Source organism: Nonomuraea roseoviolacea subsp. carminata, assembly GCF_024172185.1.
Lineage (GTDB): Bacteria > Actinomycetota > Actinomycetes > Streptosporangiales > Streptosporangiaceae > Nonomuraea > Nonomuraea roseoviolacea.
On sequence record NZ_JAMZEC010000001.1, the window covers coordinates 5,542,593 to 5,554,992 of the forward strand.

At 72.5% G+C, this 12,400-nt stretch carries 12 protein-coding genes; 2 read left to right on the forward strand and 10 right to left on the reverse strand.

Features of this window, described 5'->3' with window-relative positions; translation table 11 throughout:
- Positions 1–48 precede the first annotated feature (48 nt).
- On the forward strand, positions 49–894 hold the full coding sequence (locus HD595_RS25645) for an SDR family oxidoreductase (protein WP_253773218.1): 846 nt from the start codon (positions 49–51) through the stop codon (positions 892–894).
- Positions 895–1,444: 550 nt separating this feature from the next.
- Here the strand turns inward: HD595_RS25645 and HD595_RS25650 are convergent.
- From HD595_RS25650 to HD595_RS25695, 10 genes are read right to left on the reverse strand one after another with little or no spacing between them, the layout of a single operon-like run.
- A complete protein-coding gene (locus HD595_RS25650) occupies positions 1,445–2,866 on the reverse strand; it encodes an NAD-dependent succinate-semialdehyde dehydrogenase (protein ID WP_253773220.1) in 1,422 nt (473 codons plus the stop codon).
- A complete protein-coding gene (locus tag HD595_RS25655; protein ID WP_253773222.1) occupies positions 2,863–3,993 on the reverse strand; it encodes an iron-containing alcohol dehydrogenase in 1,131 nt (376 codons plus the stop codon). The genes HD595_RS25650 and HD595_RS25655 overlap by 4 nt, the downstream gene beginning before the upstream one ends.
- A complete protein-coding gene (locus HD595_RS25660) occupies positions 3,990–4,862 on the reverse strand; it encodes an NAD(P)-dependent oxidoreductase (protein ID WP_253773224.1) in 873 nt (290 codons plus the stop codon). Before HD595_RS25660 ends, HD595_RS25655 begins: the two co-directional genes overlap by 4 nt.
- Positions 4,859–6,280: an aldehyde dehydrogenase gene (locus HD595_RS25665; protein ID WP_253773226.1), complete on the reverse strand. Its 1,422-nt coding sequence runs from the start codon at positions 6,278–6,280 to the stop codon at positions 4,859–4,861. The genes HD595_RS25660 and HD595_RS25665 overlap by 4 nt, the downstream gene beginning before the upstream one ends.
- A complete protein-coding gene (locus tag HD595_RS25670) occupies positions 6,268–7,374 on the reverse strand; it encodes a mandelate racemase/muconate lactonizing enzyme family protein (protein WP_253773228.1) in 1,107 nt (368 codons plus the stop codon). The genes HD595_RS25665 and HD595_RS25670 overlap by 13 nt, the downstream gene beginning before the upstream one ends.
- Positions 7,371–7,844, reverse strand: coding sequence for a formaldehyde-activating enzyme (gene fae, locus HD595_RS25675; RefSeq protein ID WP_253773230.1), 474 nt, complete (start codon positions 7,842–7,844; stop codon positions 7,371–7,373). Before fae ends, HD595_RS25670 begins: the two co-directional genes overlap by 4 nt.
- Positions 7,841–8,773, reverse strand: a complete 933-nt coding sequence (locus HD595_RS25680; RefSeq protein WP_253773232.1) for a glycine betaine ABC transporter substrate-binding protein — start codon at positions 8,771–8,773, stop codon at positions 7,841–7,843. The genes fae and HD595_RS25680 overlap by 4 nt, the downstream gene beginning before the upstream one ends.
- A gap of 38 nt (positions 8,774–8,811) precedes the next feature.
- Positions 8,812–9,576 carry an ABC transporter permease gene (locus HD595_RS25685; protein ID WP_253773235.1) on the reverse strand — a complete coding sequence of 255 codons (765 nt, stop codon included), beginning with the start codon at positions 9,574–9,576 and terminating at the stop codon, positions 8,812–8,814.
- Positions 9,566–10,513: an ABC transporter ATP-binding protein gene (locus HD595_RS25690; protein WP_253773237.1), complete on the reverse strand. Its 948-nt coding sequence runs from the start codon at positions 10,511–10,513 to the stop codon at positions 9,566–9,568. Before HD595_RS25690 ends, HD595_RS25685 begins: the two co-directional genes overlap by 11 nt.
- A complete protein-coding gene (locus HD595_RS25695; RefSeq protein ID WP_253773239.1) occupies positions 10,506–11,153 on the reverse strand; it encodes an ABC transporter permease in 648 nt (215 codons plus the stop codon). The genes HD595_RS25690 and HD595_RS25695 overlap by 8 nt, the downstream gene beginning before the upstream one ends.
- 86 nt (positions 11,154–11,239) lie before the next feature.
- Between HD595_RS25695 and HD595_RS25700 the strand changes: the two genes are divergently transcribed.
- Positions 11,240–12,001, forward strand: a complete 762-nt coding sequence (locus tag HD595_RS25700; RefSeq protein WP_253773241.1) for an IclR family transcriptional regulator — start codon at positions 11,240–11,242, stop codon at positions 11,999–12,001.
- The last annotated feature ends 399 nt before the right edge of the window (positions 12,002–12,400 follow it).

Below are 12,400 nucleotides of genomic sequence, written 5' to 3' on the forward strand. Positions count from 1 at the left end.
GGAGTTCGAGCCGGACCGACCGGCACTACTTACCTAAGGTGCGCCATCTTGACCATCCTTGTCACCGGCGCGACCGGCGCTGTCGGTCGTCACCTTGTCACGACCCTGCTCGCCCGCGGCGCCGCCGTACGCGCGCTGAGCCGCAAGCCCGATGACGCGGACCTGCCGGCCGGGGCCGAGGTCGTCGCCGGCGACCTGGCCGACGCCACCACGCTCGGGTCGCAGGTGTTCGACGGTGTCGATCGCGCCTTCGTCTTCCCCGCTCAGGGTGTCGAGGCGTTCGTCACCGCGGCCAGCGCGCATGGCGTCCACCGCTTCACCGTGCTGTCCTCCCTTGCTGCCGCGAAGGAGTTCCCGCGTGACCACGGGTCGGCGAGCCAGCTTCACCACAGCGCGGTCGAGGCCGCCGTGACCGGCCGCACCGATACCTGGACGATCCTGCGGCCCGGCACCTTCGCCAACAACCTGCTCTCCTGGGCCTGGCAGATCCGCTCCGGCGCACCGATCCGGGCGCCGTACCTGGCATCGGCACAGGCCCCGATCCACGAGTACGACGTCGCCGAGGCCGCCGCCGAGACCCTGCTCTCCGACGAGCATCTGGGTGAGGCGATTCCGCTCACCGGCCCGCAAGCTCTGACCCGCTCCGAGCAGGTGGCGATCATCGGCGAGGCCCTGGGGCGGGAGATCCCGCTGGTGGAGATCGCACCCGAGGAGTTCCGCACCGAGACCGCACAGTTCATCCCCGAGCCGGTGATGAAGATGCTGCTCGACTACTGGCACGACACCCTCACCGTCCCCGACGTCCCGCGTCCCGTCACCGTGGTGACCGGGCGGCCGGGCCGTACTCTGGCGGAGTGGGCCGCCGACCACCGGGCCGACTTCGAGGCCGCCTGACGGGGCCGGGCAGAGCCGAAGTTGCACGGTCCCGTACGGGTGCCGTGGTAGCGGACGTGGTCAGACTATGCGGGTGCGGAGGGTGCGGCCTCGGACCTCCCAGTGGACCCTTCTGCCGCCCGGCGGCCAGGCACCGCTGGTGAACGCGGTGATAGCAGGTCCGCGGACTCGCTCACCGTCGCATCCGCAGCCAGGTGCCTCTTGACGAAGTAGACGACCGCCTGAAAGTCGTTGGACCGTGCGGGCATCCCCTCACGGTAGCGGCGGGCAGCGACAAGGTGCCGATGCAGCGACCCGACCGTCCGCGAAGGGCGGCGAGCTGTTCGTCACCGGCGAGGTGGCCTACTGCACGGACGGGGACAAGATCTACAAGCTCGACCCGTGGTCGTTCACGGCGAGGACCGTCGTCGAGGGGCTGGCGCGGCAGTGGTTCGGCGGGGAGCCCGAGCTGGCGCTGGATCCCTCGCGTCGCGCCCTGTACGGGGTGCGCGGCCGCAACCTGGTCCGCGTCGCCATCTCGGGCCGCCCCGGACGCCTCCCCCGCGCCGCCTCACGGCGCGGTGTCGAGGGCCAGGTACTTGGTGGACACGTACTCGCCGATGCCTTCGAAGCCGCCCTCACGCCCCAGCCCCGACTGCTTGATCCCGCCGAACGGGGCCGCCGCGTTGGACACCAGGCCGCGGTTCACGCCGACCATGCCGGCCTCCAGGCGTTCGGAGACGCGCAGGGCGCGGGCGAGCGAGCCGGTGTACAGGTAGACGACGAGACCGTACGGGGTGGCGTTGGCCAGCGCCAGCGCCGCGTCCTCGCCGGCGAAGGGGGTGACGGGCGCGACCGGGCCGAAGATCTCCTCCTGGTGGATCCGCGCCTCGGCCGGGACGCCGGTCAGGACGGTGGCCGGGTAGAACGGGCCTTCGGCGTGCCCGCCGGCGAGCACCCGCGCCCCGTGGGCGACGGCGTCGTCGACCAGTCCGGCGACGCGCCGCCGCTGCCTGGCGTTGATGAGGGGCCCCAGTTCGGACGCCGGATCGGTGCCGGGGCCGAGCCGCACCCGCTTCATCCGTTCGGCGAGCCGCCCGGCGAACTCCTCCGCGACCGGTTCCTCGACCAGGAAGCGGTTGGCCGCGACGCACGACTGGCCGCCGTTGCGCAGCTTGGCCAGCACGGCGCCGTCCACGGCCGCGTTCAGGTCGGCGTCGGCGAAGACAAGGAACGGGGCGTTGCCGCCGAGCTCCATCGAGGTGCGCAGCACGTTGCCCGACGCCTGGGCGAGCAGGAGCCGGCCCACCTCCGTGGAGCCGGTGAAGGACAGCTTGCGCAGGCGGGGGTCGGCCAGCAGCCGCTCGACGAGGGGCGCCGGCCGGCTGGTGGGCAGCGCGTTCACCACGCCGGCGGGCACTCCGGCGTCCGCGAGCACCTGGACCAGCAGCAGGCACGACAGCGGGGTGTCCTCGGCGGGCTTGAGCAGCGCCGTGCAGCCCGCGGCCAAGGCCGGACCCACCTTCCTGGTGATCATCGCGAGGGGGAAGTTCCACGGCGAGACGAGCAGGCAGGGGCCGACCGGCTGCCGGGCGGTCACGATGCGGAAGTCGCCGCCCGGGCTCACCCGGTACTCGCCGGAGATCCGTACGGACTCCTCGGCGAACCACTGGAGGAAGTCGGCCGCGTAGCCGACCTCGGCGCGCGACTCGGCCAGCGGCTTGCCCATCTCGCGGGTGATGAGCAGCGCGAACTCCTCGCCCCGCGAGACCAGCCCGTCGTGGGCGCGGCGCAGGACGGCGGCCCGCTCGCGGGGCGGCGTCGCGGCCCACGCGTCCTGGGCGGCGACTGCCGCGTCCAGCGCCGCGAGGGCGTCGGCCGGGCCGGCGTCGGCCACCTCGGCCAGCGTCTGTCCCGTGGCGGGGTCCGTCACGGGAAAGCGCCGGTCGGTGTCGCGCCACTCGCCGCCGATGAAGCAGCCTGTCGGAGTCATGATCCCTCCATCGCGCCGACGATCAGGTCGCGCAGCTCGTCCTCGCCGGGAAGGCGCGGGGTGTTGGCGGTGACGGGGTCGGCGAGGGCGACCGCGGCCAGGCCGGCGGCCATGTCGGGCGTGCAGCCGAGCTCGGCGAGGGTGGTGCGGGCGCCGACCCGGGCGACGAACTCCCGGACCTCCTCCACCATCGCCCGGCCGTCGGCCCGGCCCAGCCCCAGGTCGAGGGCGATGTCGGCGTACTGCTCGGCGCACGCCGGCAGGTTGAACTCCAGCACCGCTCCGAGCACGGAGGCGAGCGCGAGGCCGTGCGGGGCGCCGGTGCGGGCGGTGACGGCGTGCGCGATGCCGTGGACGAGCCCGAGGCCGGAGATGCTGAGCGCCCGCCCCGCCAGGTGGGAGCCGAGCAGCAGGTTCCCCCGGGCCTCCAGGTCCGCGCCGTCCTTCACGGCGTCGGGCAGCCGGCGGTGGACGAGCCGCACGGCGTGGTGGGCGTACGCCTCCGAGACCGGGTTGCGGCCGCGGGCGGTGAGCGACTCGATGCCGTGGACGAGGGCGTCCACGCCGGTCGCGGCGGTGGCCCGCGGCGGCAGGCCGGTGGTGAGCTCGGGGTCGAGGATGGAGGTCACCGGCTGGGTGGTGCCGTTGCCCAGGTAGATCTTGCAGGCGGCGGCGGGGTCCTCGATCACGCCGAAGCCGTTGGTCTCGGCTCCGGTGCCCGCCGTGGTGGGCACGGCGACGATCGGCAGCCCGGCGTTCAGGCCCGGCGCGCGGTAGTCGAGTGCGGCCACCTCGACGCCGGGGTTGGCGGCCGCGAGCGCGACGGCCTTGGCCGCGTCCAGGCTGGACCCGCCGCCGAGCGCGACGATCGCGGCGTCCCCGAAGGCGGTCGCGGCGCCTGCGGCGGCCGCGATGGTGGTGGTGGAGGGGTTGGGCTCGACCTCGGCGAAGACGCCCGCGCCGGGCAGCAGGGCGAGCACCCGGTCGAGGATGCCGGCGGCGCCGATGCCGGGGTCGGTCACGACGAAGGCGCGGGTGCGGCCGGTGGCGGCGACCGCGCCGGGCAGTTCGCGCAGCGCCCCTTCGCCGAAGTGGACGAGGCCGGTGGGGGTGATGGTGAAGGTCATCGGGCTCCTCCGGTACGCAGTTCGACTCCGGCCAGCTCCTCGTACAGCCGCATCGGGCTCATCTCGCCGGCCAGGTCCCCGTAGCGGGCGCGTCCGCGCCGGTAGATCTGCTCCACGAGGGCGGACAGCTCGACGGGCACGCCCACGTCACGGCCCACGTCCACGGCCAGGCCGAGGTCCTTGCAGGCCAGCGCCATCGCGAAGGAGTCGTCGTAGTCGCCCTCGCGCAGCACGCCGAGCACGTCGCGCTCCAGGAAGGTGCTGGCGGCCGGGCTGGCGACCAGGGACGTGCGGAGCGTCTCCAGGTCCACGCCGGCCTTCACGCCCATGGTGAGGACCTCGGTGCTCGCCACGAGATGCGTGAACCAGAGCAGGTTGATCATGAGTTTCACGGTGTAGCCGGCGCCCTCGGGGCCGACGTGGAAGATCCTCTCCGGGTCTCCCATGGCCTCCAGGATCGGGCGGTGCCGCTGGTAGAGCTCGGCGGGGCCGCCGACGAAGATCTGCAGGGTTCCGGCCTGTGCCCCCCTGGCCATGCCGCTGACGGGCGCGTCCAGCTTGGGGACCTGGAAGCGGCGGGCGGTCTCGGGGGCCGAGGTGGACATGTCGATCCAGGTCGCGCCGGGCGGGAGGGTGACCTGTCCCATGACGGCCTCGACCTGGCGCGGGCCGGGGAGCATGGTGATGAGGACGTCCGACGCGGCGGCGGCGCACGCGGCCGCCGAGTCCGCCCAGGTGGCGCCCTGGCTCACGTGCCCGGCCGCGGCTTCCTGGCGCGTGTCGTGGACGGTCACGTCGTAGCCGGCCTTGAGCAGGTTGCGGGCCATCGGGCCGCCCATGTTGCCGAGGCCGATGAAACCGATGGTCATAGCTGGATCCAAGTCGTCTTGAGAGCGGAATAGGCGTCGAGGGCGTGCAGGCTCTTGTCCCGCCCGGTGCCGGTGTCCTTGAAGCCGCCGAACGGGGTGATGACGTCGCTGGCGTCGAAGGTGTTGACCCACACGGTGCCGGCGCGCAGCCGCCGGGCCACGCGATGGGCCCGGGTCACGTCGCTGGTCCACACGGCGGCGGCCAGGCCGTACCGGGTGTCGTTGGCCAGCCGGACGGCTTCCTCCTCGCCGGAGCAGGTGATCACGCACAGGACGGGGCCGAAGATCTCCTCCTGGGCGACGCGCATGTCGTTGCGCACGCCGTCGAAGATCGTGGGCTGGACGTAGAGGCCGTCGGAGTCGCCTCCGGCGACCAGTTCGGCGCCCTCGGCGCGGCCCAGCTCGATGTAGCCGAGCACCCGCTCGGCCTGGGAACGGTCCACGAGCGGGCCCATGGTGGTGTCCGGGTCGAGCGGATCGCCCACGGTGAAGCGCACCTTGAGCACGGCGTCGAGCAGCTCGTCCTTGACCCGTTCGGAGACGATGAGGCGGGAGCCAGCGTTGCAGGTCTGGCCGGCGTTGTAGAAGATGCCCCAGGCGATCGCCGAGGCGGCGGCCTCGATGTCGGCGACGTCGTCGAGGACCACCTGGGGCGACTTGCCGCCCGCCTCGATGGAGACGGCCTTGCCGTTGGACTCGGCCGCGTAGCCGAGGAAGAGCCGGGCCACCTCGGGGGAGCCGGTGAAGGCGATCTTGTCCACGTCGGGGTGCCGGCCGAGCGCGGCTCCGGCGGTCGCGCCGTACCCGGTCACCACGTTGAGCACGCCGTCCGGGATTCCGGCCTCGGCGGCCAGGCGAGCCATGAGCAGCGCGGACAGGGGTGACTGCTCGGCCGGCTTGAGCACCACGCTGTTGCCCATGGCCAGGGCGGGCGCGATCTTCCAGGACGAGATGATCATCGGGTAGTTCCACGGGACGACCGCGCCGACCACGCCCAGCGGCTCCCGGGTGACCAGGGCCAGCGCGTCGGGACCGGCCGGGGCGACCTCGTCGTAGGTCTTGTCGACGGCCTCGCCGTACCACTGCAGGCAGGTCGCCGCCCCCTCCACGTCGACGCGCCGCGACTCGCCGATCGGCTTGCCCACGTCGAGAGTCTCCAGCCGGGCCAGCTCCTCGCGATGCTCGCGCAGGAGATCGGCGAAGCGGAGCATGACGCGCTTGCGCTCGCGCGGCGGCAGGTTGCGCCAGCGGCCGTCGTCGAAGGCCCGGCGCGCCGCCCGGACGGCGCGGTCGACGTCCTCGGCCCCGCCGGCGGCCACCGGGGCGAGCACGGCTCCGTCGCGGGGGCTGACGTCGTCGAAGGTCTCGCCCGAGGCGGCCTCGACGTACGCGCCGTCGATGAACATCAGATTCTCCATCGTCGCACCGCCTCCTCGTCCAGGATCGCGCCGAGGCCGGGGGCGTCCGGCACCTCGACGTACCCGTCGGGCGTGATGTCCACGGGACGGGTGAGCATGAAGTCGCGCCGCTCCGGGGTCCAGCCGGGCGGGTCGTAGGGGAACTCGAAGTACGGCCCGCCGCCCACGCCCGCGGCGACGTGCAGGTTGGCCAGCACGCCGACGCCGTTGGTCCAGCTGTGCGGGGTGAACATGCGGTGCCGCAGGTGGGCGAGCTCCGCGAGCGTGCGGGCCCGGTGCATGCCGACGGCCAGCACCACGTCCATCTGGTAGACGTCCAGGGCGTCGTGTTCGAGGTAGCTCAGCAGGTCGCTGGTGGAGGGCAGCATCTCACCGGCCGCGATCCGCACCCCGGTCTCGGCGCGGAGCGTGCGCAGGCCGGCCATGTCCTGGTACGGCAGCGGCTCCTCCACCCAGAAGACGCCCAGCTCGCCCAGCCGTTCGACGGTCCGGCGGACGGCGGCGAAGTCCAGGGCCGGCTCGACGTCGCCGGCCATGCGCCACGCCTGGTTGAGGTCCACCATGATCTCGAAGTCGGGGCCGAGCGCGTCCCTGACCAGGGCGACCGTCTCGATACCCTGCTCCAGGCCGGCGCGGTCGATCCGGATCTTCATGGCGGCGAAGCCGCGCTCGCGGGCCGCCAGCGCGGACTCCACCCGTTCGGCGGGGCTCTTCAGCTCGCCGCTGGAGGCGTAGGCGCGCACCCGCTTGTGCACGTTGCCGAACAGGGTGGCCACCGGCAGCCCGGCGACCTTGCCGACGATGTCCCACAGGGCGACCTCCAGCGGCCAGTAGCGGCCGGCGTGGAAGTTCATCGTCTCGATCGTGCGGACGTGGCGGATGATGTCGAGCGGGTCCGTACCAAGGAAGAGGTGTTCGAACGCCTCGAAGCCGTCCATCGTGTCGCCCGAGCCGACGCCGGTGACGCCCTCGTCGGTCTCGACGCGCACGATGGTCGCGTCGAAGTGGCGGCGCGGCACGGGATCCCAGGCCGCGCGGAAGGGCGGGTCGAGATCGAGCCTGAGCCGGTCCAGCCGGATGTCGGTGATCTTCATGGGGTGTAGAAGGGGTTGGCGGGGCTGTGGCGGGCGGCCAGCACCTCGTCCCGGGCGGGCGGGGCGTCGACCAGGGCGTTGCGCGTGGCGGCGCGGTTGTTGGCGTAGACGGCGTCGGCGTCCTCGGCCGCGGGGTTGACCCACACGGCGGCGATGAGCACCTGGTCCTCGTCGACGGCTCCCTCGGCGAGGGCGTCGGCGACGCCGGCGGCCACGCCCGCCTGGGCCGCTCCCCAGGTCAGCGTGCCGTGCCCGTCATCGGTGATCGCGGCCTTGTTGACGAACAACGTCAGGGGCCTGACCGGCAGGCCGGGCCGCAGCACGGCCACGAACGGGGTGTGCCCCTGGCTGGGGGTGGCCAGCGCGGTCGCCCAGGCGGTGCCCACGGGGCCCTCGCGCTCGCCGAGCACGGTGTTCACGTGGGCGGCCTCGGCGCCCTCGCCGACGAAGCTCTCGCCGATGCGCGTCACTTGAGCAGTCCTTCCTTGTCGAGCCAGTCCTGGGCTACGTCCGACGGGTCCTCGCCGTCCACGTCGACCTGCGCGTTGAGGTCCTGCATGACCTCCGTGGTCAGCTTGCGGGTGAGCGGCGCCAGGACTTCGGCGATCTTCGGGCTCTTGGCCAGGGTGTCGGTCTTGACCGTCGGGGCGCCCTGGTAGACGGGGAAGAACTTCTTGTCGTCCTGCAGCGCCGTCAGCCCGAGCGCCTTGACGCGGCCGTCGGTGGTGAAGACCTCGCCGAAGGTGCAGGTCTGTCCCTTGTCGGTCTCGGTGTAGATGACGCCGGTGTCGAGCAGCTTGACGTTGTCCTTCGGCACGTTCACGCCGTACGCCTTGAGCAGGCCGGGCAGGCCGTCGTTGCGGGCGGCGAACTCGCTCTCCACGCAGATCGTGGCCTGCGCGGGCGGTACCTTGGCCAGGTCCGACAGCTTGGTGACGCCCAGTTCGGCGGCCTTCTCGTCGCTCAGCGCGAGCGCGTAGGTGTTGTTGAACGGCGCGGCCGGCAGCCAGGTGATCCCGTTCTTCTCCTTGTCCGCCTTGGCCACGGCGTCGTACTGCCGGGCGGCGTCGACGATCGGCTCGTCGTTGCCCAGGTAGGTGATCCAGGCGGTGCCCGTGTACTCCCAGTAGAGCTGGATCTCGCCCGCCTCCAGGGCCTTGCGGGTGTTGGCCGAGCCCTTGATCTCCTTGGTCTCGACCGTGGCGCCGGCCGCCTGGAGCAGGTCGGCGGTGAGGTGGGCCAGGATGTTCTGCTCGGCGAAGTCCTTGGCGCCGATGACCAGCTTCACGCCGTCGAGGGGCGCGCCCCCCGCGGCCGCCGGTGCGGCCTCCCGCGATGCGGAGCCGCAGGCGCTGAGGACCAGCAGCGCGCCCGCGGCCAGGGCCAGGGGTTTGAACATGAGCTTCTCCACTCGGGTACGAGGGGTGGTGGGTGAGATCAGATGCCGTGCGGGCGGACGTACTTCTCGGCCAGCCCGGCGAGCCAGTCCAGTGCGAGGGCGATGACGGCGGTCAGGACGCCGCCCGTGACGAGGATCGAGGTGCGCTGCAGCTTGATGCCGGCGACGATGATGTCGCCGAGCCCGCCCGCGTTGATGAACGTCGCCACCGTCGCGATGCCGACGCAGATGACGATCGTGGTGCGCAGCCCGGCCATGACCACGGGCACGGCCAGGGGCAGCTCCAGCCGGCGGAGGATCTGGCCGCGGCTCATGCCCATGCCCCGGCCCGCCTCCAGCAGCGCGGTGTCGACCTGCTGGATGCCGGCGATCGTGTTGCGCAGGACGGGCAGGGTGGCGTGCAGGACGAGGGTGACGACGGCGATCCTCGTCCCGATGCCGAACAGGATCGACAGCAGCACCAGCACGCCGAGTGCGGGCGCGGCCTGGCCGGCGTTGGCGGCGGCCATCACCCACGGCGCCAGCCGCCGTGCGAAGGGCCGGGTGAGCAGCACGCCGAGCGGAATCGCGATCACCACGACGAGGGAGGCGGACACGGCGGTCACCGTCAGGTGGGTCAGCGCGGCGTCGCGGATGAAGGCGGCGCTGAGCACCCTGGCCTCCATGCTGTCGAGCTGCCGCGTGGAGACCCACAGGTAGAGCAGGACCAGCGTCGCCGCGAGCACGGCAGGGGTCGCGAAGCTGTGGCCGCGGCCCTTGCGGGTGGCCGCGCCGAAGGCGCCGCCGAGCGTCTCAACGGCCATGCTCGTCCTCCAGCAGCGCGCAGATCATCGCGAAGTCCACGGTCCTGTCGCCGACGGCGACCCTGGAGGTGCCCCGGCGGACCATGAGGTCGAGGGCGTCGCGCGCGCTGCCGCCCCGTTCGAGGACGGGCAGGCCGTCGCGCTCGTCGAGCGGTTCGCCCGGCAGCCGTACGGCGGGGATGAGCGCCAGTCTCTTGATCGCCGTGGCGGATCCGGCGAAGCTCGCGACGTAGTCGTCGGCGGGCGCGGCGAGGATGCGGGCGGGGGTGTCGTACTGCGCCACGCGCGAGCGCTCCTTGAGCACCGCGATGCGGTCGCCCAGCTTGACGGCCTCGTCGAAGTCGTGGGTGACGAAGACGATCGTCTTGCGCAGTTCGGCCTGCAGGCGCAGGAACTCCTTCTGCAGGCGCTCGCGGGTGATGGGGTCGGTGGCGCCGAACGGCTCGTCCATCAGCATCACCGGCGGGTCGGCGGCCAGAGCCCGCGCCACGCCGACCCGCTGCTGCTGGCCGCCGGACAGCTGCCGGGGGTAGCGGTCGCGGTAGGCGGCGGGGTCGAGGCCGACCAGGTCGAGCAGCTCGTCGGCGCGCCGGCGGCTCCGGTCGCGGTTCCAGCCGAGCAGGCCCGGCACGAGCTGGATGTTCTCGGAGATCGTCATGTGCGGGAACAGGCCGATCTGCTGGATCACGTAGCCGATGTGGCGGCGCAGCTCGTTCGGCTCGATGCTCATCACGTCGGCGCCGCCGAGCAGGATCTGCCCGGACGTGGGCTCGATCAGCCGATTGATCATCTTCATCGTGGTGGTCTTGCCGCAGCCGGACGGCCCGACGAAGACCACCAGCTCACCGGCCGCGATGTCGAGGCTGACCGCGTCGACGGCCGGCTGGGGCTGGCCCTCGTACTGTTTGGTGACGTCGACGAGCTTGATGTCAGACACGGAGCCCCCTCGGGGTGGTGACGCGGCGGAGGCCGACGAAGGCCAGGTCGAAGGCCAGGGCGAGCAGCACGACCCCGGCGGTGCCGGCGACGGCCTTGTTCAGCGCGTTGGCCGAGCCGAGCCCGGCCAGGCCGGAGAGGATCTCGTTGCCCAGCCCGGGACCGGCGACGTAGGCGGCGATCGTGGCGATGGCGAACAGCATCTGGGTGGAGACGCGCACGCCGGTGAGGATGATCGGCCAGGCCAGCGGGAGCTGGATGCGCCACATCGTCTGGCGGCCGGTCAGCCCCATGCCCCGGGCGGACTCCAGGATCGCGGGGTCCACGCCGCGCAGCCCCGCGACGGTGTTACGGATGATCGGCAGCAGTGAGTAGACGACCAGGGCCACGACCGTGGGCGCCCAGCCGAGGCCGAGCAACGGGATCAGCAGGGCCAGCAACGCGAGCGAGGGGATGGTGAGCAGGGCCGCGGAGACCGAGATCGCCGCCCCGCTCGCTCGCGCGCTGCGCCATGTCAGAACGCCGACGAGCACCCCGATCGCGGTGGCGAGCAGGACGGACAGCGCCACCACGGCGGCATGCTGGACGGCCTGCTCCAGCAGATCGTCCCACCGGCGTTCCAGGTATCTGGAAAAGTCCATTTCCCCTCCTGGTTGGTGTCGCCGACGTTAAATGTGTGCCAACCTTGATTGCAACACCTGTTGCTCATATGGCACCTAGGAGAGGGATGTCCCGGACGAACTCCTCCGGCCTGCGCCGCGACCTCGAGCTCCTCGACGCGCTCGCGACCCACGGAGAACTGGGCGTGACACGCGTGGCCCAGCTCGTGGGCCGGGAGAAGACGCAGGTATCCAGGGCGCTGGCGTCACTGGCCGACGAGGGCCTGGTCGAGCGCGACCCCGACACGCAGGGCTACCGGCTGGGGTGGCGGCTCTACGCGCTGGCGGCCCGCACCGGTGAGGCGCGCCTGGTCGCCACCGCGGGGCCGTACCTGCGCAGACTCGTGGGCCAGATCCACGAGACCGCGCACCTGTGCGTGCTGCGCGGTGGTGACGTCCTCACCCTACTCAGCGAATCCCCTGCTCACGCCTTCCGCGGGGTGGGCTGGGAGGGCGTCAGTGTCGCCGTTCCGGCGACCTCCGCCGGGCGGGTGCTCATCTCGGACTGGGAACCGTCGGTGATCCGCGACTGGTTCCCCTCGGAACGCCTGGCCACGGCCAGAGCCGTACGGCTGGCGGACACCGACGCGCTGCTGGAGGAGATCGGGCACATCAGGGCCCGGGGTTACGCGACGGTGGACGAGGAGTTCGAGGTGGGCGTGGTGGGCTGTTCGGCCCCGGTACGGGATTTCCGTGGCCGGATCGTGGCGGCCATCAACGTGGCGGCTCCCAAGGGGCGTCTCGGTGACAAGCTGGACGCGGCGGGACGGCTCACCGCGAAGGTCGCCGCCGAGCTGACCGCCCGCCTCGCCTGCCCGCCGTCCTCATGACGCGCGCCGCCGGGCGCGGCCGCGATGGCGCACCACCCGCGCGCGCTCCCCGGCGGGCAGCGGCGGGCCGTCCGGGTCGTGGGCGGTAACTCCTACAACGATGGCTGACCACAACGTCTCGAGGCACCCGCCGCCGGCGGGCCCGCTCCTGCTCGCGCTCGCGCATCGCCGCTGCCGCCCGGGGCGAGAGCCCTGGCACCGCGAGCCCTGGCGGACGGGACGGGCGCCGCTTCCGCACCGTGGAAGCCGCGCCCGTCCCGTCACCGGTCCGCTCCTTTCTCGGCTGTACGCCCGAACCGAACGCCCGAAGACACGACCCCGGGGGACCGCCGCCTCGCCCGAGAGGTCGCCGGGCCCCATTGGCGGGATCGTCTTCGCGTGGAGATACGGCCACGATCG

Coding starts and splice junctions, on each gene's coding strand:
- HD595_RS25660 (WP_253773224.1), bottom strand. CDS start 4,862: ATGACCATCGGTTTCATCGGCCTCGGCAACATGGGCGGCCCGATGGCC.
- HD595_RS25680 (WP_253773232.1), bottom strand. CDS start 8,773: ATGTTCAAACCCCTGGCCCTGGCCGCGGGCGCGCTGCTGGTCCTCAGC.
- HD595_RS25695 (WP_253773239.1), bottom strand. CDS start 11,153: ATGGACTTTTCCAGATACCTGGAACGCCGGTGGGACGATCTGCTGGAG.
- HD595_RS25685 (WP_253773235.1), bottom strand. CDS start 9,576: ATGGCCGTTGAGACGCTCGGCGGCGCCTTCGGCGCGGCCACCCGCAAG.
- HD595_RS25700 (WP_253773241.1), top strand. CDS start 11,240: ATGTCCCGGACGAACTCCTCCGGCCTGCGCCGCGACCTCGAGCTCCTC.
- HD595_RS25655 (WP_253773222.1), bottom strand. CDS start 3,993: ATGACCTTCACCATCACCCCCACCGGCCTCGTCCACTTCGGCGAAGGG.
- HD595_RS25650 (WP_253773220.1), bottom strand. CDS start 2,866: ATGACTCCGACAGGCTGCTTCATCGGCGGCGAGTGGCGCGACACCGAC.
- HD595_RS25670 (WP_253773228.1), bottom strand. CDS start 7,374: ATGAAGATCACCGACATCCGGCTGGACCGGCTCAGGCTCGATCTCGAC.
- HD595_RS25665 (WP_253773226.1), bottom strand. CDS start 6,280: ATGGAGAATCTGATGTTCATCGACGGCGCGTACGTCGAGGCCGCCTCG.